Source organism: Amycolatopsis coloradensis (genome assembly GCF_001953865.1).
Classification (GTDB): Bacteria; Actinomycetota; Actinomycetes; order Mycobacteriales; family Pseudonocardiaceae; genus Amycolatopsis; species Amycolatopsis coloradensis.
The window spans coordinates 145321-165012 of the sequence record NZ_MQUQ01000002.1 but is presented as its reverse complement, the minus strand read 5'-3'; the positions used below and the strand labels follow the sequence as shown (position 1 = coordinate 165012).

Sequence of the window (19692 nt, the reverse complement as noted above, 5' to 3'; positions counted from 1 at the left end):
GTTCTCAGAAGCTGGCGAGGGTGTGCCAAGCCAGGCCGGGGTCCTCGGCGTCGTCGCGGAGGACCACACCCTCGATCAGGCCGTACGGACGATCGGCGGCGTGGAAGACCTCGTTGTCGTTCTTCAGCCCGAACGGCGACAGGTCCACCAGGAAGTGGTGCTTGTTCGGCAGTGAGAGCCGGACTTCGGCGACCTCTTCGCGTTCCTCGAGCACAGCCTCTCCCATCGCGTACAGCGTTTGCTGCAGGGAGAGGCTGTGCTTGTCCGCGAAGGTCTCCAGCAGGATTCGCCGGACCTCGGCGTGGCTCGCGGCCCAGTCGATCCCGTCGCCCTGGTAGCGCCAGCGGGCGGTCACCGCGGTCGCGAGGATCCGGTCGTTCGTCTCGGCCAGCGTCGTGTACTCGTCGCGCGGGAAACCGTGAAACTCGGAACCGGTGGACTTGAGCACGACGAGATCGTCCAGACCGGACACCACCCAGGCCTGTCCGTCCTGAATGGTCACCGCCGTCGTGCGTTTTTCGCTACCTGCCAGGGAGAACGCGTGCTCGTGGCCGGAGATGCGGTTCCAGCCGTGTTCGTCGATCAGCACCCGGGCGCCGGAGATGTGCTCGAACGCATCAACGAAGTGCCGCCCGAGCCGCAGGGCGAAGTCCTCGATCTCGCCGACCGGGGACTCCTTGGCGAAGGCGTACACGGTGTTCTTCTGGGTATCGGTCGCGACGACGTCGGCGTTGTCGCCGGTGAGGTGCGTGGCCGCGAGGTCGCCGCGCAGCGACGTCGAAACGGTGAGGTCCTTGAGGTGATGGACGGCGCCTTCGCGCCGCACGGTGACCAGCCGGACTTCGGCCTTGCCGTACTGGTTGGGGCCCAGGGTGATGGCCACGGGCGATCAGCTCCCTCGGTAGGTGGAGTACGCGAACGGGCTCAGCAGCAACGGCACGTGGTGGTGCTCGGTCGCGTCGGCGATGCGGAAGGTCAGGGTGACTTCGGGGAAGAAGGAGTCCGGGCCGAGGTGGGCGCCGGTGTCGAAGACCAGCCGGTAGACCCCGGGTTCCAGGGTGTCCGGGCCGAGGTCGCGGATCCGGCCGTCGGGGTCGGTCCGCCCTTCGGCGATGGGTGCGCCCGCACCGGTTTCGAGCCGGACCGCGACATCGGCGGCGGGGCGTCCCGCGGCGGTGTCGAGGATGTGCGTGGTCACGAGACTCATGACGTCACCGCTTTCTCCAGCCGCAGCGCGGCGATCTTGGCCAGCTCTTGACCGGCCACTTCGAGTTCCGTCTCGGCGTCGTTCGACAGCCGCGACCGGAGGTTCTCCAGTAGTTCGGCACCGCTCCGGCCGCTCGCGCAGACCAGGAAGACGTGCCCGAACGTCGCTTCGTACTCGGCGTTGGCCGTCGCGAACTCGCGCGCCGCGTCACTGTCCACACCGGACTGTTCCGAGCGCGACCAGCCGGCTTCGGTGCTCTCGCCGCCCGCTTTCTCCCCGATCCGGGGATGGGCGGCCATCGCCTGCTCGACCTCGTCGGGACGCAGCGGGATCAACGCCTCGGCCGCGGCGAGCAAGGTGGCCAGATCGCCGAAGGGGCGTTTGGCCAGCAGGGTTTCCACCCAGCGTGGGACGTCGAGACAGGCTGTCAGCACCGGCCGGACGTCCTGAGCGGGTGCCTGGTCGAACTCTCGGAGGGTGAGCGGCACGGGAACTGACGGTACGGCGACGGTTCCGCCTCCGTCAACATTTTGTTGAATTGACCCTTCAGTCTTGGTCGCGGTTGAGGTAGTTGTAGACCGTGAACCTCGTGACCCCCAGCGCCTCGGCGACGGTCGAGACCGATTTGCGGAGGCCGAACGCGCCGCGTTCCTTCAGCAGCCGCACCGCGCGCTGCTTGGCGGCGCGATCGAGGGAGTCGAGCTTGCCGCCGAGTTCGCGTTCGACGTCGCCGATGAGACGGGCGAGTGCGCTGTGCAGTTCGACAGCGGGGTCGCCCGCGTTGTCGCCGACCTGCCGGAGTTGGAGGGTCACGCGGGTCGCGCCGCCGTCGAGTGCCGCCCTGGCGATGGCGGGGAGCGCGTCGAGCAGGGCGTCGGCGTCGCCGCGGACGAGGGTGCCCAGCGGGCCGAAGTCGGTCGACAAGCCCGCGTTCTCCGCCGTGTCGCGGGCTTTGACGGCGTGCTCGGGCGGCGGGCCCTCGCCGTGGAACGGTTCGCTGGTGAACTCGGCTTCTAACTGCACCCAGCGAAGGTAGCGCCGCTGGAGTTCGTTGACGAGCAGGGTGGCCGGAGTTAATGTCGGAGTGCGAAACCTCGATTCCACTCAGTGGAAATTGGAGGCTTTTATGGACTTGGTGATCAAGGCTGCCAGGGCAATCACCGCCGCCGGAGAGGTACCCGCGACGGTCGGTGTCGAAGGCGGCCGCATCGTCGCGGTGGAACCCGCCGGAGCCGCGCTGGACGGCGATCGGGTGCTCGAACTCGGCACGGACGTCGTCCTGTTGCCGGGCCTCGTGGACACCCATGTGCACGTCAACGATCCCGGCCGCACCGAATGGGAGGGGTTCGCTTCGGCGACCCGCGCGGCCGCGGCGGGCGGGGTCACGACGATCGTGGACATGCCGCTGAACAGCCTGCCGCCGACGGTCGACGTCGCGGCGCTGGAGGTGAAGCGCAAGACCGCCGAAGGTCGCGTGCACGTCGACGTCGGTTTCTGGGGTGGCGCGATCCCCGGCAATCTGGCGGAGTTGCGCGGGCTGCACGAGGCCGGGGTGTTCGGCTTCAAGTCGTTCCTGCTGCATTCCGGCGTCGACGAATTCCCTCCGCTGGACGCGCGCGGGCTCGAAGAAGCGATGACCGAGCTGCGGACCTTCGACGGCATGATCATCGTGCACGCGGAGGACTCCGACGCGATCGATCACGCGCCGGACCCGCACGGCGAGAAGTACGACGACTTCCTGCGTTCTCGCCCGCGTGGCGCGGAGAACGTGGCGATCGCCCAGGTCATCGAGCTCGCGAGGAAGACCGGTGTCCGCGCGCACATCCTGCATCTGTCCTCTTCGGACGCGCTGCCGATGGTCGGGAGCGCGCGGCGCGACGGTGTCCGGCTGACCGCCGAGACCTGCCCGCACTACCTGAGTTTCACCGCGGAGGAGATCGGCGACGGCGCCACGCAGTTCAAGTGCTGCCCGCCGATCCGCGAGGCCGGGAACCGGGAACTGCTGTGGCAGGGCCTCGCGGACGGCGTCATCGACTGCGTCGTCACCGACCATTCGCCGTGCACTCCGGAGCTGAAACGCTTCGACAGTGGCGATTTCGGGCTCGCGTGGGGCGGGATCGCCGGACTGCAACTGGGCCTGCCCGCCGTCTGGACGCAGGCACGGCAGCGCGGCTTCGGGCTCACCGACGTCGTCCGCTGGATGGCCGGACATCCGGCCGCGCAGGCGGGAATGCGCCGCAAAGGCCACCTCGCACCGGGCTACGACGCCGACTTCAGTGTGTTCGCGCCCGACGAAGCTTTCGTCGTCGACGTCGCGAAGTTGAAACACCGCAACCCGGTCAGCGCCTACCACGGACGTCCGCTCGCCGGCGTCGTCCGGAGCACGTGGTTGCAGGGCGAGGAGATCACCGGTGAAGACCCGGCAGGCGTCCTGCTGAGCCGAGGAGACTGCTGAGATGGAGGAGACCGTGAACGACCGTCCTGAGTGGACAGCACTGCCCGACCTGGCCTCGCGCGAGTTCGGCGGGACCGTGATGTGGGCGACGGACGAGTTGTTCGCCGAGAAGGAGAACCTGGTCAACCCGTGGGCCCCCGCGCACCGTGCGGAGACCTTCGGGCCCAAGGGGCAGGTCTACGACGGCTGGGAGACCCGGCGGCGCCGCGAGCCCGGCGACGACCAGGCCGTCGTCCGGCTCGGCCTGGCTGGCGTGCTCACGGGCGTCGTCGTGGACACCGCGTTCTTCAAGGGGAACTACCCGCCTTTCGTCTCGGTCGAGGCGTGCGCCGTCGAGGGTTACCCCAGCGCCGCCGAACTGTCCGAAATGGACTGGGACGTGCTGGTGAAACGCGGCGCGGCGGCGGGGCACACGGAAAACTTCTTCGAGATCGGCGGGAGCAAGCGTTACACGCACATCCGGCTGACCATGCACCCGGACGGCGGCGTCGCGCGGCTGCGGGTGCACGGCACACCGATCCCGGATCCGGGCCTGCTGGACCTCGGCGCGCTCGACCTCGCGGCGCTGGAGAACGGCGCGATGGTCACCGGATGCAGCGACATGTTCTATTCCTCGCCAAGCAACCTGTTCTCACCGGGGCTCGCCGCGCATCAGGCCGAAGGCTGGGAGACGGCGCGGCGCCGGGACGGCGGGAACGACTGGGTGACCGTCCGGCTGGCGGGAGCGGGCGTCGTCCGGTTCGCCGAACTGGACAACAGCAACCTCAAGGGCAACGCGCCGGGTTGGGCCGCGCTGAGCGGCCGGGACGGCGACGGCGAGTGGGCCGAGTTGCTGCCGAAGACCCGCCTGCAACCGGACACGCGGCACCGGTTCGCCCTCGCTTCGGGGCCCGAAGTGACCGAAGTGCGTCTCGACATCTACCCCGACGGTGGCATGGCTCGCCTACGCCTCTTCGGCGCCCTGACCGATCGAGGCCGCGCCGACGTCACTTCACGCTTCGAGGTCTCCCGCCCCTGACGCAATTCGTCCTCTGGTTGCGGTCCTTGCGCGTGCAACTACCGCAACCAGAGGACGAAACGCGGGGGATCAGGGGCGGGCGCCCGGCCGGTTCAGGTACGCGGAGAAGAGCGAGAGGACGATCCCGACCGAGAAGATCGCGGTGAGCCACCAAGCGCCGCTGATGGACAGGTTCCACACCAGGGCACCCGCCATGAGCAGCGCCATGACGATGTTCCTGACTTGCAGCGGTGTCGGTTTGGCCATGCCGCCACTTTCTCACGCGCCGGGAATTTCCCGGGCGGCGGGCAACCGGTGACGGCTACCACCGGTTCCGCGTCAAGCCTTCCGGGCAGTGCTGGACAACACCGGCTGCCACCCGGCCAGCGTAAATCCGGTGACCACCGTGCGGTGGCTGCCGTTCACGGTGAGCGAGTAGCGCTTTTACAGGGCGCGGGTGCGGAAACCCCAGGTGCGTTCACTCATCGCGCCCGGCGCTCCCCGCCGTTCCCTTGGCGTGACCATCGTTCTCACTCCGTGGCCGATCACCTCGTCGCCGTGACCACGGTGCCCTAGCCGAGTGCGGCGCGAAGCCGCCGGTCCCGTTCTTCCGGGGTCTGTCGCGGGCAACTGGTGCACTTCGGATTCCCGGCCTCGTAGATGAGGCAACAGGAAGCCCGCCGCACCACGGTGTTCCGCCCGACCCGCGAGAACCGTGGCTCCGGCATGCCGAGCCCGATCGCGGCCACGAGCGGCGCGGCCAAGGCGGTCGCCCGGTCGATGTCGCCGGTCCACAGCAGCCGGTTGCCGATCGAATCCGTGGCGATGGCGCCGAGCGCGCGCGGATTCGCGCCGGTGACCCGCGCGATCGTGCCGATCGCGGTGCCGAGCGCGCCGGCGAACGCCTCGCCGAGTTCGGGCAAGCCACCGGGGAGGATCCGGGACGAACTGGCGCCCCTGAACCGGCCGTCCGGGACGAGGTCGATGGTAACGGCGTCGAGCGACGGATCCAGCGGTTCGCCCCGCGCGAGCGACTCGACTGAAGGCGCGACGAGGACCGAGGACAGCGAGTACCACCAGATCGTGCCGAGCACCTCGGGCCGGGAGCAGCCGTAGAGCTTCGCGGCGCCGCCGATGCGGGCGCTGACCCAGGCGGCGTCGGCGAGCAGGGTCGCGGGTGCCTCCATCAGGGCACCGGCCGGTACAGCGTGACACTGAACGACGTCGTGACGTCCACCGATGCGGTGATCGCGTCAAGCCGTTCGCGGCGACCGTCGCGGTGGAGGTGATGCGCGCTCGGTCCCATCTCGACGACCTGGCGGATCCGGGCGGGGGACAACGTCACCCGTTCGGTGACCTCGCGCCGGTCCACCCGGCCGAAACGCTCGCCGAGGGTTTCCTCCAGTCGCGCGTCCTTGCCGCCGTCGACGGAGATCACCAGGTCACCCAGTTCGCGGAGGTGCCCGGGGTTCGGCGTCGCGACGACCAGCAGTCCGTCCGCGGTCAGGACGCGGTGGAACTGCGAGGCGTTGCGGGGCGCGAAGACGTTGAGGATCAGTGACGTGCTCGAGTCCGCCACCGGCCAGGGCTCCCACAGGTTCCACACGGCCGCGCCCGCGCGCGTGTGGGCGCGGGCGGCACGGCGCAGGGCGACGGCGGAGACGTCGAGTGCCAGTCCGTACGCGTCGGGGACGGCGTCGAGCACGTGCGCGAGGTAGTACCCGGTGCCTGCCCCGGCGTCGACGATCAGCCCGTCCTTCATGTGCTCCGAAGCCACCTTCGCGAGTTCTTCCGCGAGAGGGACATAGGCGCCCGAAGAGAGGAGGTCGACACGAGCCGCGACCATCGGCGCGGTGTCCGCCGTGCCTGCCGGGATGCGTGCGTGCAGAAGATTGACGTAACCCTGCTTGGCTACGTCGAACGAGTGACCCCGTCCACAACGCACCGTGCGATCGGCTGCCCCGACCGGGTCACCGCAGACAGAACACCGCAGCGACCGGACGATCTCCGGTGGCAGTGGGTCATTGCCGTGGACACGCGTGTTCATGGGGATATTCGACCACGACGTTTCGCGACCGGACAGAACGCACCAGGTCAGGGGAAACCTGGACGTAACAACGCCGCACAGACAGTTCACGTGGGTGAAACCTGGATCGCGGCCCGAGGAAACACCCCGGTCCAAAAATTCCTGCGCAGTACACCCCAGGCACGGGAGGAAGATTGTGCTGAACGCAGGAGATACGGCATGGGTACTGATCAGCGCAGCGCTGGTCATGCTCATGACACCGGGATTGGCGTTCTTCTACGGCGGCATGGTCCGCGCGAAGAGCGTTCTGAACATGTTGATGATGAACTTCATCGCGCTCGCCGTCGTCGGCGTCCTCTGGACGTTGTACGGCTTCACGATGGCTTTCGGCAACGACGTGGGCGGCGGGCTGCTCGGTGACTTCGATTTCGCCGGGCTCTCGAACATCTCCGGCAAATTCGCCGGGTTCGTGACCGCCGCGACCGACACCGCGCCCGAGGTCGCCTGGCCCGGCGCGGACGCGCTGCCGCTGTTCGCCTTCGTGATGTTCCAGCTGATGTTCGCCATCATCACGCCCGCGCTGATCTCCGGCGCCATCGCCGACCGCGCCAAGTTCTGGGGCTGGACGCTGTTCGTCGCGGTGTGGGTGACCATCGTGTACTTCCCGGTGGCGCACTGGGTGTTCTCGTTCAACGGCTTCATCGGCGCGGACTCGGTCGGCGGCTGGATCGCCAACCAGCTCAAGGCGCTCGACTTCGCCGGCGGTACCGCGGTCCACATCAACGCCGGTGCGGCGGGCCTGGCGCTGGCGATCGTGCTCGGCAAGCGCAAGGGCTGGCCGAAGGGCACCGGACGCCCGCACAACGTGCCGTTCGTGCTCCTGGGCGCCGCGCTGCTGTGGTTCGGCTGGTACGGCTTCAACGCCGGTTCGTCGCTGGCCGCCAACGACCTCGCCGCGGTGGCCTTCACCAACACCACCGTCGCGACCGCGGCCGCGATCCTCGGCTGGCTCGTCGTCGAGCAGATCAAGATCGGCAAGCCGACCACGCTCGGCGCCGCTTCCGGCGCGGTCGCCGGTCTCGTCGCGATCACCCCGGCCGCGGGCTTCGTCAGTCCGCTGGGCGCCATCGCCATCGGCGTCATCGCCGGTGCCCTGTGCGCACTGGCGATCAGCCTCAAGTTCCGCTTCGGTTTCGACGACTCCCTCGACGTCGTCGGTGTCCACCTCGTCGGTGGTCTCGTCGGTACGCTGCTCATCGGTTTCTTCGGCACCACCAGCGTCAACTCACTCGGCGTCGACGGCCTCTTCTACGGCGGTGGTCCCGGCCAGCTCGGCAAGCAGGCCGCGGCGGCGGGCGCCGTCCTCGTGTACTCGTTCGTGCTCACCTTCATCATCGGCTGGGTGATCAAGAAGCTCGGAGGATTCCGCGTCAGCGCGGAGGACGAGGTCAGTGGTATCGATGAGGCCCAGCACGCGGAGAGCGCCTACGACTTCAGCGGTGCGGGCGGCGGCCTCGGCCAGCCGACGAGCATCCCGGTCAAGGCGCCCACCGGCAACGCGGCCACGAAACTCGAGGAGAGCAAGGCATGAAGCTGATCACCGCGATCGTCAAGCCGTTCACGCTCGACGACGTCCGCTCCGCGCTGGAACAGCTGGGCGTGCTCGGCATGACGGTCAGCGAGGTGCAGGGCTACGGCAGGCAGAAGGGCCACACCGAGGTCTATCGGGGCGCGGAGTACTCCGTGGACTTCGTGGCGAAGCTGAAGGTGGAGGTCGTCACCGACGACGCAGGCGTCGAGAAGGTCCTCGACGCGATCACCACGGCCGCCCACACCGGCAAGATCGGCGACGGCAAGATCTGGGTGACGCCGGTCGAGACGGTGATCCGGGTACGAACCGGCGAACGCGGCTCGGACGCGCTATAGGCGTCAGGGATGGCCGACGGGGGTGAGCTGGTCAAGGCCACCGAGCGATTGCTCGAGGGCAGGCACGGGAGGCTGGGGGCGGCCGCGTTGCGGGCGGCCCTGGTCGACCTCTACGAATTCTGGCTGGGCAAGGGCGCCGCGGCGGCCGGCGTCGACACCGCCGAACCCGGTGTCGCGCTGGCCGCGGTCGGCGGCCTCGGGCGCCGCGAACTGGTGCCCTTCTCCGACCTCGACCTGCTGTTGCTGCACAACGGCGACAACGGTGTCGGAGAGATCGCCGACGCGATCTGGTACCCGTTGTGGGACGCCAAGATCGGCCTCGACCACTCGGTCCGCACGCCGGGTGAGGCGCTGAAGGTGGCGTCCGAGGACCTGCGGACCGCGATGGGGTTGCTCGACATCCGCCCTATCGCCGGGAACGCCGAGATCACCGCCAGGCTGGCGGACGCGGCACGGGACCAGTGGCGGCGGACGGCAAGGAAGCGGATCGGCGAACTTTCGGACGCCGTGCGGCAGCGCTGGGCTCGCAGCGGCGAGATCGCGCAGTCCGCCGAGCCCGATCTCAAACACGGCCGAGGCGGGCTTCGCGACTTCGCTGTCTTGGAGGCGTTGGCGTCGGCGCAGCTGACCGCCAGGCCTGGCGAGGAACTGCTGGCGGCCAAGGCGCTGTTGCTCGACGTCCGGACGGAATTGCGCCGTGAAGTGCGCCGGGAGCGCGACATCCTCAGCGCGCCTGAGGCCGAGACGATCGCGGGCGAACTCGGGTTCGGCGACCGGTTCACCTTGGCCCGCAAGCTTTCCGGTGTCGGCCGGACGATCGCGTACGCGGTCGACGTCGCGCTTCGGTCCACTGTGGAACCACCCAGGGCGCGATTCGGGCGGCGGCCGGTGCGGACGCCGCTCGACGAAGGTGTCGTCCTGCACGGGAACGAGGTCGCGCTGGCGCGGGACGCGGTGCCCGCCAAGGATCCGGCGCTGCTGCTGCGGGTCGCCGCGGCGTCGGCCCGGATCCGGAAGCCCATCGCGCACGGGACCCTGCGCGCGCTTGCCGAGACGGCCCCGGAACTGCGCGCGCCGTGGCCCGCCGACGCCCTCAAAGCACTGGTGGAACTGCTCGGCGCGGGAGACGGCCTGGTCGACGCCGTCGAGGCACTCGACAGGACGGGGTTGTGGGCGCGGCTGTTCCCCGAATGGGGTGCGGTGCGGGACCTCCCGCCGAGGTCACCGGTGCATTCGTGGACCGTCGACCGGCATCTCGTGCGCGCCGCTGTCGAGGCGTCGAAACTGACGACCATCGTTTCGCGGCCGGACCTGCTGCTGATCGGCGCGCTGCTGCACGACATCGGCAAGGGCCGCGACGCGGACCATTCCGAACTCGGCGCGAAGATCAGCGCCCAGGTGGCGGCCCGGCTCGGACTGCCGGAGGCCGACGTGGCACTGGTGGCGGCGATGGTGCGGCACCACCTGCTGCTGCCGCACACCGCGACACGGCGGGACCTCAGCGATCCGGCCACGATCGCGCGGGTGACGAAGACGCTCGACGACAATCCGGTCCTGCTGGAGTTGCTGCACGCCCTGACGACGGCCGATTCGCTGGCCACCGGCCCGGGTGTGTGGACCGACTGGAAGGCCCGGCTGCTCGCCGAACTCGTGTCCGGTTGTGAAGAGGCTTTGCACGGCAAGGGTTTCGTGCCGCCGGAGCCGATGGGCGCCGAACAACGGGAACTCGTCGCCGAAGCCGTCGCTTCCGGACGCGGCGAGGTGCGGATCTCGGCCGTTGGCAAGGTCGTGACCGTGGTGCTCGCGGTTCCGGCCCGCGCCGAACTGCTGGCCCCCGCCGCCGGAGTGCTCGCGTTGAACTCACTGGAGGTCCACGCGGCGGTGCTGCGCGGGCACGACGGGGGACGAGCGGGTGTGTTCACGGCGTCGCCGAAGTTCGGCTCGCTGCCCGACGTCACGTTGCTGCGTGAGCAGTTCGCGCGGGCGGTGGCCGGGACGATGCCGCTCACGCAGCGGCTCGCGGCGAAGGAACGGGACTACGGCGAGACGCCCACGGCGAACGCGAAGGTGATCTGGTTCGACGACGAGACCAGCGGGCACGACACGGTCGTGGTCGAACTGCGGGCCGCGAACCGGATCGGGCTGCTGTACCGGGTCGCGGGCGCGCTGCGGCGATGTGAGGCCGAGGTGCGCTGGGCGAAGGTGGCCACCCTCGGTGGCGCGGTCGTCGACTCGTTCGCCGTCGCGCCGCGGACCGGACGGGTCGACCAGGCGTGGCGGGCGGAGATCGAAGCCGCATTGCTGGCCGCCGCGTCCTGACCCCGTTGATCGTTTGAACCCGCGGCCGCCGGGTAGGTCAGTGGCATGTCGAATCCCACCCTGTTCGCGTTGGGGTCCGCGCTGTCCTACGGGTTGGTCGACTTCGCGGGCGGCCTGCTCGCGCGGAGGGCGGACTCCGTCGCCGTCGCGTTCGCGGGGCAGGCGGCCGGTTTCGTCTTCATGCTCGGCGCGGCTTCGCTGCTGACGCCGGAGGCCCCGTCCCTCCCGGACCTCGGCTGGGGCGCGGCGTCCGGGGTGGGCACGGGCATCGGCATGGTCTTCCTGTTCCGGGCGATGGCCAGTGGCGCGTTGAGCATCGTGGTGCCGGTCAGCGCGATGGGGAGCGTGACCCTGCCGGTGATCGCCGGTGTGGCGTTACTCGGCGAACGCCCCCCGGCGCCGGCCTGGTTCGGAATCGGCCTGGCGATCTGCGCGCTGTGGGCGGTGTCGCGTTCCGGCCACAGCGAGGAACAGGGGACGACGCCCGCCGCTCGCCTCGCGCTCATCGCGAGCGTGGGTTTCGCCGTCCAGTACCTCGCACTCGCGCAGGCGGCGCCGCAAGCCGGTCTTTGGCCGTTGGTGGCGAGCAGGCTCGCCGCGACGCTGACGGTCGTGCCCATGGCACTGCCGTCGGGGAGCGGCCTGCGCCTTCCTCCACGCCTGGCGGTCCTTTCCGCGCTGAACGGGTGTTTCGCCGCGCTTTCGCTGATGCTCTATCTGTTCGCCACTCGGGAGGGACTGACCACGATCGCCGTAGTCCTCGCGTCGTTCTACCCGGTCGTGCCGGTGGTGCTCGGCATCGTGGCGTTGCGTGAGCGGCCGTCACGGATCCAGGCCGCCGGGCTCGCCGGAGCGGCGGCCGCGGTGGTTCTGCTCGGCGTCGGCTGACCTCGATCGGGGTGTCGCGCGAGTGGCGGAGGGTGATGGTGGCAGGATGTCCGCCGTCGAGACCCGAAGGATCCGGAGGGCGGTGAGCGCGTGCTGGGCCACGAGCAGAACCCGCCGGGACCGCAGCGGCTCACGCTGCCGCCGACCGTGGTCGCCTCCCACCTCCGCGCGTGCGCCGACGACCTCGCCGTCAGCCTGACCGCGTCCGGTACCGCCGCGACCGTGCCCGAACTGCTCAAGGTGGTCCGGCATCTCGTCGCGGGCCAGCAGGCGCTGGCCATCGCGCTCGAAGGCATGGCGGGCCGGGTCGAGGGGGGCGGCGAGGGAGTGCTGGCCACCGCCAGGGGCATCGACGTCGAAGTCGTCGCGGAAGTACTCCGGGCGGCCGCCACGGCTGTCGACTGTTCGGCCCAAGCACTCGCCGAATCACGTCCGTCATTCGAATGTGTGAGCGAATCAGTCGCCCCTGACACCCGTTTGTAGCTGTCCCGCCGCTTGGGCGCGTGGATACGCTGACCAGGCGGAGGTGGGCCATGCGGACGGTGTGGAAAGGCACGATCGGATTCGGGACCTACGCCATCCCGGTGAAGGCGTACAGCGCGACCGAAGAGCACAACATCCCCCTCCATCAGGTGCACGAGCCGGACGGCGGCCGGGTGCGGGTGAAGTGGGTCTGCGAGGTCGACGGGGCCGAGGTGCCCGCCGCCGAGATCGCCAAGGGGTATCCCGTGCCCGGTGGCGACGTCGTCCTGCTGACCGGCGGGGACTTCGCGTCGCTGCTCGCGCCGACCACCCAGTCGATGGACGTCGTCGGCTTCACCCCGGCCGAGCAGGTCGACTCGACGTACTTCGCGCGCAGCTACTACCTCGAACCGGAGCCGGCGGGCACCAAGCCGTACGTGCTGTTGAGCGAGGCGCTCCAGCAGTCCGGGCGGATCGCGATCGTGAAGGTGACGTTGCGGCAGCGTGAGACGCTGGGCGCGCTGCGCGTGCGGGACCAGGTGATCGTGCTCGAGACGATGCTGTGGCCCGGCGAGATCCGGCGGCCCGACTTCCCGTTCCTGCACGAGGACGTCGAGCTGCGGCGCGGGGAACTGCGGAACGCGGTCTCGCTGATCGAAGACCTCACGCGGGATTTCGATCCCGGCCGGTACACCGATCGCTACCGGGAAGCGCTCGAAGCGCTCATCCAGGCCAAGCTGGACGGCGACGACGTCCTCCAGCCGACCGCCGCGGAGCAGACAGAGGGCGTGACACGGCTGCTGGCGGCTTTGCAGCAGAGCGCCGTCGAGGCAGACCGCGTTCCCGTCGAGAAGGCCAAGGCGGCCGCGAGTAAGGCGCGAGAGGCGCGTACGCGGGCAAAGAAGGCTTCGTCGTCATCAAAGTCGCGAGCCAAGACCAGTTGAGTAGTTCTACCCAGGGGTAGTTGGGGGTCTTCACGCTGCCGTGACCCCGCGCTGACCGGGCATTGTCATGTCATCGCGCGGAGAGAGCGCGGGCAGCGAATCGCCTGGTACTGGGGGTCCGGCGATACGAGGTCCCGCGAAGCTCGCCAAGTGTGCTTACGGTCGGCTCGCGGGGAGGCGAGTCTTCCGTAGGGGCTCCGGTACCGGTCTGCGAGGGGCGACCGGTCCCGGAGCCCTGTTCGCGTGAATGCGCTAGAACCATGCGATGGACATGTCCTGGCGGACCTGCGCTCTCGAGTGGTGCCGAGGCGCCCATATCAGCGACGATCGTTGCCTGGCTCACCTGAACCGAGAGCAACAGCGCCGGTACTTCGACAGTCTCGGTCCGGGTTCGCGAGTCGATCTTCGCAACACCGAGATGACCCCGGAGCTGGTGAAGCAGCTCAATCGAGCGGTGAGGGACGACGAAGGCCGTGCCCTCTTCGGCCGCGCCGACTTCGCCGGGGCCCGGTTTCGCGAGTTCACGAACTTCGAAAAAGCCGGCTTCGCGGGAGCGGACTTCTCGAAAGCGGAGTTCGAAGGGCCGGTCAAATTCGAGAAAACCATCCTGCGCGGGCGAACGTCCTTCTCCGATGTTCGCTTCGGCGGGAACGTGTCGTTCGTGGGGTTCACGGGCGAAGAGATCAGCTTCCGGGGCGCGGAATTTCGCGGGAACACCAGGTTCGACCGTGCGGTCTTCACGGAAAGTGAACACGCGCGTGACACCTTCGCCGCCGCGCGATTCGAGAAGTCCGTCTGGTTCGACTGGGCCGTCTTCAAGCGCGAGACACGCTTCGATGCGACGAGCTTCGGCGGCGAGACCTTCTTTCGCCGCGCGGTCTTCGAGAAAAGCGTACGGTTTCTTCCGGAAGGTGGATTTCCTCGCAATCTCTGGTTCGATGATGCCGAATTCCTCGGAATATGCGGATTCGACGGCCTCGACTTCCACGGGTACACCAGTTTCGCGGATGCCAAGTTCGCCGAGGCGGTGGTGTTCGGCAGGAGCGGCTTCCATCAGATCGCCAGATTCGACAGAGTCCGATTCGGGGGCAGTGCCAGGTTCCAGCAGGTGAGTTTCGCGGACGACACCTGCTTCGACGATGCCGATTTCGAAGTGGAAGAGCGGTTCGGCCCGGTCGAGGGAGGCCCCATGACCTTCCGGCACACGAAATTCCGCAAGCGGATGGTCATCGATATCCACGCGGAGGAACTCGACTGTACCGAGACCGCGTTCGAGGAAGGAGTCACGCTCCGGGCCGGTTCCGCCTCGATCGATCTGGAACGTGCCGTGTTCGGCAAGCCGTCGATGGTCGCCGGAGCCGACTCGGCCACCGGCGTCGTCTCCCTTCGCGGAACCGATGTCGCGGATCTGGTGCTCACCGACGTCGACCTCTCGAAGTGCCTGTTCGCCGGCGCGCATCACCTGGACGAACTGCGGATCGAGGGCGATTGCCCCTTCGGTTCACGGGGAAGGCGTCAGATCCTCGCCGAGGAGGCCGCTTGGCGGCGTAAGAGTCCCGAAGCGATTCGCCCCCGGCGCATCGCCGACCTCTACCGCCAGCTCCGCAAAGCACAAGAGGACAGCAAGAACGAACCGGGCGCCGCCGACTTCTACTACGGCGAGATGGAGATGCGCCGCCACAGCCCGGCCACCCCGTGGTCCGAGCGCGTCATCCTCCACCTCTACTGGCTCGTCTCCGGCTACGGCCTTCGCGCGCTCCGAGCCCTCGCGACTCTCGCCGCCCTCATCGCCCTGGTCACCGTCGGGTTCCGGATAGGCGGCTTCAAGACCACGCCCGCCTTCGGTGACACGCTCGTCTACGTCGCCCAGAGCACCGTTTCGCTGGAAACGAAACTCACGTCGCTGCCGAAGGACCTGACCCCGTTCGGTGAGGTCATGCGGCTGGTCATGCGCGTTCTCGGCCCGCTGCTGCTCGGCCTGACGCTGCTGGCCGTCCGCAACCGCGTCAAACGCTGACCCCGGACACCGACTACCCTGGGAAGCCGCCGGTCCGTACCGGCACGCCACAACGACCCAGCTGGAGCGTGCACACCCGTGTTCGACACCCTCTCCGATCGGCTCACGTCCGCCTTGCAGACCCTGTCTCGCAAGGGCAGGCTCTCCGACGCCGACATCGACGCCACCGCGCGCGAGATCCGTATCGCGCTGCTCGAGGCGGATGTCGCGCTGTCGGTGGTCAAGGACTTCATCGCCCGGATCAAGGAACGCGCCAAGGGCGCCGAGGTGCACGGCGCGCTGAACCCGGCGCAGCAGGTCATCAAGATCGTCAACGAGGAACTCGTCACCATCCTCGGCGGCGAGACCAGGCGGCTCACGTTCGCGAAGAACCCGCCGACGGTCATCATGCTCGCGGGTCTGCAGGGTGCCGGTAAGACCACCCTCGCCGGAAAGCTCGCGCTGTGGCTGAAGAAGCAGGGCCACGCGCCGCTGCTGGTCGCCTGTGACCTCCAGCGCCCCAACGCGGTCACGCAGCTGCAGGTCGTCGGCGAGCGAGCGGGCGTCATGACGTTCGCGCCCGAGCCCGGCAACGGTGTCGGCGACCCGGTCGACGTCGCCCGCCGCGCCATCGACGAGGCCAAACGCGCCCAGCACGACATCGTCCTCGTCGACACCGCCGGCCGTCTCGGCGTCGACGAAGAGCTGATGAAGCAGGCCGCGGACATCCGTGACGCCGTTTCGCCGGACGAGACGCTGTTCGTCGTCGACGCGATGATCGGTCAGGACGCGGTCACCACGGCCGAGGCGTTCCGCGACGGTGTCGGCTTCACCGGCGTCGTGCTCACCAAACTCGACGGTGACGCCCGCGGTGGTGCCGCGCTGTCGGTCCGCCAGGTCACCGGCCAGCCGATCCTGTTCGCCTCGAACGGTGAGAAGCTCGAGGACTTCGACCTCTTCCACCCGGACCGGATGGCCAGCCGGATCCTCGGCATGGGCGACGTGCTCAGCCTCATCGAGCAGGCCGAGCAGCACTTCGACCAGGAGAAGGCCGAGCAGACCGCGGCCAAGCTCGGCAGCGGCCAGCTCACCCTGGAGGACTTCCTCGAGCAAATGCTCGCGGTCCGCAAGATGGGCCCGATCGGCAACCTGCTCGGCATGCTTCCCGGCGCGGGGCAGATGAAGGACCAGCTCGCGCAGGTCGACGACAAGCAACTCGACAAGTTGCAGGCGATCATCCGCGGCATGACCCCCGCCGAACGCGACGACCCCAAGATGATCAACGCTTCGCGTCGTCTGCGCATCGCGAAGGGGTCCGGTGTCGCCGTCCGCGACGTCAACGAACTGGTCAACCGGTTCTTCGAGGCGCGCAAGATGATGGCGCAGATGGCGGGCCGCTTCGGTTTCGGCGGCGGAGGCGGCGGCAGCAAGAACCGCAAGGGCAAGAAGGGGAAGAAGGGCAAGGGGCGCGGCCCGACGCAGCCCAAGGTCCGCGGTGGCTTCCCCGGCGGTATGCCGATGCTGCCCCCGGGCGGGATGCCCGGCGGACCTGGCGGCGGGATGCCGGACCTCTCCCAGCTCGGCGGTATGAACGACGTACCCGGGTTCGACCCGAAGAAGTTCAAGTTCCCGAAGGAAAAGTAGCCGTGGAGGCGCTGCACCTGGCGGCGGTCGTCCTGCCGGACGGCGAGCACCGCGAGCTGTGGATCACCGGCGGCCGAATCACCACCGAACCGGTCGCCGGAGCGGAAACCGTTGTCCGGGAAGGGTTTCTCGTACCCGGCCTGGTCGACGCGCACTGTCACCCAGGCATCGGGGTCGGCGGCGCGACCACTCTCGAAGAGGCCACCGCGCAGGCGATCACCGACCGCGACGCGGGGACGCTGCTGATCCGCGACTGCGGGCTGCCGATCGACGTCCGGCCGTTGCAGGCGCGCGCCGACCTGCCGCGGATCATCCGCGCGGGACGGCATCTCGCCCTGCGCAAGCGCTACATCCCTGGTCTCGGCATCGAACTCGAAGACCCTTCCGAGCTGCCGAAGGCGGTCGCCGAGCAGGCTCGCGACGGCGACGGCTGGGTCAAGCTCGTCGGCGACTGGATCGACCGCGGCGTCGGCGATCTCGCGCCGCTCTGGCCCGACGACGTCCTCGCCGAGGCCATCGCGGTCGCGCACGCCGAGGGCGCCAAGGTGACGGCGCACGTATTCGGCCAGGCCGCGTTGCCCGGGTTGATCGCCGCCGGGATCGACTGCCTCGAACACGGCACCGAACTCCTCCCGGACCAGCTGGGCGTCCTCGCCGAACGCGGGATCGCGCTCGTGCCGACCCTGATCAACATCGAGAACTTCCCCGGGATCGCCGACAAGGCAGGCAAGTACCCGGTCTACGCGGACCACATGCGGGCGCTGCACGCCGGCGTCGGTCAGATGGTCTCGACGGCGATCGAGGCAGGCGTCGCGGTGTACGCGGGGAGCGACGCGGGCGGAATGGTCGAGCACGGCAGGCTCGTCGACGAGATCGAGGCGCTGCACAAGGCGGGCATGTCCGCCGAACAGGCGCTGGCTTCGGCTTCGTGGGCGGCTCGCGAGTGGCTCGGCGTGCCCGGGATCGTCGAGGGCGCCTCCGCCGACCTGCTGGTCTACCCGTCCGATCCCCGTGAGGATCTCGCGGTGCTCCGGCATCCGAGCCATATCGTCCTGCGTGGCAAGATCTACGCCTGACCCCGACTCCACCTGTGACCGGAGCGGCACAGGGACACGGCTTAGCTTGGAGGCGTGGTGGACGACGGGCAGGCCCGCGAGCGTCTGGTGCTCGGAGCGCACTGGGGCTTCGTAGCGTTCTTCGCGGGTATCGCCGGGTATCACCTCGTCACGCTCGTCATGAGCTTCGTGATGTCGGGTCGCTTCGGCGGCTACGACCCGCTCGAACTCCGTGACGTCGGCCCGCTGCTGATCCTCGCGTTCCTGCCGACTCTCGTACTCGGCCTCAGCCCCGCGGTCGGCTCCCGCGTCTGGGGGCAGGGAATCCGCGCCGACTTCGGGCTGAAACCCACCTGGCGTGACGTCCGGATCGGGCTCGCCTGCGGAGCGGCCGCGCTCGCCGCCGGCTACCTCCTCAACCTGCTCCTGCTCGCCGTCTACGGGACCGACAGCGCCGAAAGGTCCATCGACGACTTCTCACCCAGTCCGATCACCGAACTGTCGGGGACCGCCGAAGGTGACACCGTCTGGCTGGTACTGGCCGCGGTCATCGTCGTCTTCGCCGCTCCGGTCACCGAAGAACTGCTCTTCCGTGGCACGCTCTGGAACGCGATGGGCTTCCATCGCCTGCCCTCGTGGGTGATCCTGCTCGTCACCGCGCTGATGTTCGCCCAGTTGCACGGCGAGGCGGCACGGACGATCGCGCTGTTCGGCCAGGGGATCGCCATCGGCCTCGCCCGCTACCTGTCCGGCCGGGTGAGCGCGGCCGTCATCGCGCACGCCGCCAACAACCTCCCGCCGGCTGTATTGCTCTTCGCGGGCGAGGTGATCCCCGGTCCTGGCGGTTAGAGTCTTTGAGTAACCGAACGATCACCGGAGGATCGGCGTGACCGTATCTCAGCCAGGGGAGCCGATCCCCGAGGCCGCGCCGCCGGACGAACTCGCTGCCGGAGGTGAGGTGGCCGCGCCCGACACGCCACCGCCGCATCGCTGGGGATTCGGGGCCTTCCTGTTGGTGGAGGCCGTCCTGCTGGCGTCGGCGGCGTTCATCAGCGTCCTGCTCGGCGACGTCCAGCCCGGTCAGCCCCTGCCGATGCGCATGGTGCTGCTGGGCACGATGGTGCCGACGATGGTCGCCGCCGGGGTCGCCCTGCTGATCACGCGGCTCCGCGGCAACGGCCCCTTCGCCGACCTCCGGATCGGCTGGAGCTGGGCCGACGTCAAGATCGGGCTCAAGCTCGGGGTGCTGGGGCTCGGGTTCACCTCGCTCGCCGCCTGGGCCTGGACGCAGGTCGTCGGCAACGAGAACGCGACTTCGGCGATCAGCGCCCTCGTGGAAGACCGGCGGATGTCGGTTTCGGCGGCCGTCGTGATGTTCATCTACCTGTGGCTGGTCGGCCCGATCTGCGAGGAGATCATCTACCGCGGCCTGCTGTGGGGTGCCGTCGAGAGGCTCCAGTGGCGCACCGAACGCTGGGGGAGGATCGCGGCGTTCCTGGTCTCCACGGCCGTTTTCGCGGCGAGCCACCTCGAACCGCTGCGCACCACGTTGCTGCTGGTGATCGCGATCCCGATCGGGCTGGCCAGGGTGTTCACCGGACGGCTGCTCGGCAGCGTGGTCGCCCATCAGGTGAACAACTTCCTCCCGGCCGTGACGATCCTGCTCGCCTCGCTCGGGATAGCCGCGTTCTGACGTCCTGTCGGCGTCTGGCAGAATGTACGCTTGCCTGCTTTGGCCGGACCCTCTCACCGCGCCCGAGCTCCGGACCTTCG

20 protein-coding genes and 1 pseudogene are annotated in these 19692 nt (G+C 69.0%); 14 read left to right on the top strand and 7 right to left on the bottom strand.

Translation table 11 applies throughout. The features are described 5' to 3' along the window. Window positions 1–4: 4 nt before the first annotated feature. Genes pucL through BS329_RS02640 form a run of 4 tightly spaced genes read right to left on the bottom strand, consistent with a single transcriptional unit; the run spans window position 5 to window position 2230 of the window. Window positions 5–883, bottom strand: a complete 879-nt coding sequence (gene pucL, locus BS329_RS02655) for a factor-independent urate hydroxylase (RefSeq protein WP_076155345.1) — start codon at window positions 881–883, stop codon at window positions 5–7. 6 nt (window positions 884–889) lie between these two features. Beyond that, the gene (uraH, locus tag BS329_RS02650; RefSeq protein ID WP_076155344.1) at window positions 890–1207 is read right to left on the bottom strand and encodes a hydroxyisourate hydrolase; all 318 of its coding nucleotides are present in this window, start codon (window positions 1205–1207) and stop codon (window positions 890–892) included. Beyond that, on the bottom strand, window positions 1204–1695 hold the full coding sequence (gene uraD, locus BS329_RS02645; RefSeq protein WP_076155342.1) for a 2-oxo-4-hydroxy-4-carboxy-5-ureidoimidazoline decarboxylase: 492 nt from the start codon (window positions 1693–1695) through the stop codon (window positions 1204–1206). Before uraD ends, uraH begins: the two co-directional genes overlap by 4 nt. 58 nt (window positions 1696–1753) lie before the next feature. Next, entirely contained in the window at window positions 1754–2230 is a 477-nt protein-coding gene (locus BS329_RS02640; protein ID WP_076155341.1) for a helix-turn-helix domain-containing protein, read from the bottom strand. 103 nt (window positions 2231–2333) lie between these two features. On the opposite strand from BS329_RS02640, the gene allB reads away from it, so the two are divergent. Then, window positions 2334–3662: an allantoinase AllB gene (gene allB / locus BS329_RS02635; RefSeq protein ID WP_076155339.1), complete on the top strand. Its 1329-nt coding sequence runs from the start codon at window positions 2334–2336 to the stop codon at window positions 3660–3662. Between the two features lies 1 nt (window position 3663). Beyond that, window positions 3664–4680, top strand: coding sequence for an allantoicase (alc, locus tag BS329_RS02630; RefSeq protein WP_076155338.1), 1017 nt, complete (start codon window positions 3664–3666; stop codon window positions 4678–4680). A 69-nt stretch (window positions 4681–4749) separates the two neighbouring features. Here alc and BS329_RS43765 read toward each other — a convergent pair whose 3' ends face one another. The 3 genes from BS329_RS43765 to BS329_RS02620 all read right to left on the bottom strand — a co-directional run bounded on the left by BS329_RS43765 (window position 4750) and on the right by BS329_RS02620 (window position 6706). After that, on the bottom strand, window positions 4750–4926 hold the full coding sequence (locus tag BS329_RS43765; RefSeq protein ID WP_167479983.1) for a hypothetical protein: 177 nt from the start codon (window positions 4924–4926) through the stop codon (window positions 4750–4752). A gap of 305 nt (window positions 4927–5231) precedes the next feature. Continuing rightward, a complete protein-coding gene (locus BS329_RS02625; protein ID WP_076155336.1) occupies window positions 5232–5846 on the bottom strand; it encodes a (2Fe-2S)-binding protein in 615 nt (204 codons plus the stop codon). Beyond that, window positions 5846–6706, bottom strand: a complete 861-nt coding sequence (locus BS329_RS02620; protein WP_076155335.1) for a putative RNA methyltransferase — start codon at window positions 6704–6706, stop codon at window positions 5846–5848. The genes BS329_RS02625 and BS329_RS02620 overlap by 1 nt, the downstream gene beginning before the upstream one ends. Window positions 6707–6881: 175 nt before the next feature. Between BS329_RS02620 and BS329_RS02615 the strand changes: the two genes are divergently transcribed. The 12 genes and pseudogenes from BS329_RS02615 to BS329_RS02565 all read left to right on the top strand — a co-directional run bounded on the left by BS329_RS02615 (window position 6882) and on the right by BS329_RS02565 (window position 19612). After that, window positions 6882–8276 (top strand): ammonium transporter, encoded by a 1395-nt coding sequence (locus BS329_RS02615; RefSeq protein WP_076155333.1) that lies wholly within the window; start codon window positions 6882–6884, stop codon window positions 8274–8276. Next, a complete protein-coding gene (locus tag BS329_RS02610) occupies window positions 8273–8611 on the top strand; it encodes a P-II family nitrogen regulator (protein ID WP_076155332.1) in 339 nt (112 codons plus the stop codon). The genes BS329_RS02615 and BS329_RS02610 overlap by 4 nt, the downstream gene beginning before the upstream one ends. A 9-nt stretch (window positions 8612–8620) precedes the next feature. Beyond that, complete coding sequence (locus tag BS329_RS02605; RefSeq protein ID WP_076155330.1) at window positions 8621–10930, top strand: [protein-PII] uridylyltransferase; 2310 nt, start codon at window positions 8621–8623, stop codon at window positions 10928–10930. Between the two features lie 45 nt (window positions 10931–10975). After that, the gene (locus tag BS329_RS02600) at window positions 10976–11818 is read left to right on the top strand and encodes an EamA family transporter (RefSeq protein ID WP_076155329.1); all 843 of its coding nucleotides are present in this window, start codon (window positions 10976–10978) and stop codon (window positions 11816–11818) included. A 90-nt stretch (window positions 11819–11908) separates the two neighbouring features. Next, window positions 11909–12301 carry a hypothetical protein gene (locus tag BS329_RS02595; RefSeq protein WP_076155327.1) on the top strand — a complete coding sequence of 131 codons (393 nt, stop codon included), beginning with the start codon at window positions 11909–11911 and terminating at the stop codon, window positions 12299–12301. 50 nt (window positions 12302–12351) lie between these two features. Beyond that, window positions 12352–13224: a non-homologous end joining protein Ku gene (ku, locus tag BS329_RS02590; protein WP_076155326.1), complete on the top strand. Its 873-nt coding sequence runs from the start codon at window positions 12352–12354 to the stop codon at window positions 13222–13224. A gap of 265 nt (window positions 13225–13489) precedes the next feature. Then, window positions 13490–13828: pseudogene (locus BS329_RS45355) on the top strand (pentapeptide repeat-containing protein); the annotation flags it as partial. A 585-nt stretch (window positions 13829–14413) separates the two neighbouring features. Beyond that, window positions 14414–15241: a hypothetical protein gene (locus BS329_RS44335; RefSeq protein WP_244197011.1), complete on the top strand. Its 828-nt coding sequence runs from the start codon at window positions 14414–14416 to the stop codon at window positions 15239–15241. A 78-nt stretch (window positions 15242–15319) separates the two neighbouring features. Then, window positions 15320–16864, top strand: coding sequence for a signal recognition particle protein (gene ffh, locus BS329_RS02580; RefSeq protein WP_076155322.1), 1545 nt, complete (start codon window positions 15320–15322; stop codon window positions 16862–16864). Window positions 16865–16866: 2 nt separating this feature from the next. After that, window positions 16867–17940, top strand: coding sequence for an amidohydrolase family protein (locus BS329_RS02575; RefSeq protein WP_076155321.1), 1074 nt, complete (start codon window positions 16867–16869; stop codon window positions 17938–17940). Window positions 17941–17997: 57 nt separating this feature from the next. Continuing rightward, complete coding sequence (locus BS329_RS02570; RefSeq protein ID WP_084749336.1) at window positions 17998–18768, top strand: CPBP family intramembrane glutamic endopeptidase; 771 nt, start codon at window positions 17998–18000, stop codon at window positions 18766–18768. A gap of 37 nt (window positions 18769–18805) precedes the next feature. Beyond that, a complete protein-coding gene (locus tag BS329_RS02565; RefSeq protein ID WP_076155318.1) occupies window positions 18806–19612 on the top strand; it encodes a CPBP family intramembrane glutamic endopeptidase in 807 nt (268 codons plus the stop codon). Window positions 19613–19692: the final 80 nt, after the last annotated feature.

Excerpts from the sequence above, each read along its gene's own strand:
- uraH (WP_076155344.1), bottom strand. The coding sequence starts at position 1,207 with ATGAGTCTCGTGACCACGCACATCCTCGACACCGCCGCGGGACGCCCC.
- allB (WP_076155339.1), top strand. The coding sequence starts at position 2,334 with ATGGACTTGGTGATCAAGGCTGCCAGGGCAATCACCGCCGCCGGAGAG.
- alc (WP_076155338.1), top strand. The coding sequence starts at position 3,664 with ATGGAGGAGACCGTGAACGACCGTCCTGAGTGGACAGCACTGCCCGAC.
- BS329_RS43765 (WP_167479983.1), bottom strand. The coding sequence starts at position 4,926 with ATGGCCAAACCGACACCGCTGCAAGTCAGGAACATCGTCATGGCGCTG.
- BS329_RS02625 (WP_076155336.1), bottom strand. The coding sequence starts at position 5,846 with ATGGAGGCACCCGCGACCCTGCTCGCCGACGCCGCCTGGGTCAGCGCC.
- BS329_RS02620 (WP_076155335.1), bottom strand. The coding sequence starts at position 6,706 with ATGAACACGCGTGTCCACGGCAATGACCCACTGCCACCGGAGATCGTC.
- BS329_RS02610 (WP_076155332.1), top strand. The coding sequence starts at position 8,273 with ATGAAGCTGATCACCGCGATCGTCAAGCCGTTCACGCTCGACGACGTC.
- BS329_RS02605 (WP_076155330.1), top strand. The coding sequence starts at position 8,621 with ATGGCCGACGGGGGTGAGCTGGTCAAGGCCACCGAGCGATTGCTCGAG.
- BS329_RS02600 (WP_076155329.1), top strand. The coding sequence starts at position 10,976 with ATGTCGAATCCCACCCTGTTCGCGTTGGGGTCCGCGCTGTCCTACGGG.
- ku (WP_076155326.1), top strand. The coding sequence starts at position 12,352 with ATGCGGACGGTGTGGAAAGGCACGATCGGATTCGGGACCTACGCCATC.
- BS329_RS44335 (WP_244197011.1), top strand. The coding sequence starts at position 14,414 with ATGACCTTCCGGCACACGAAATTCCGCAAGCGGATGGTCATCGATATC.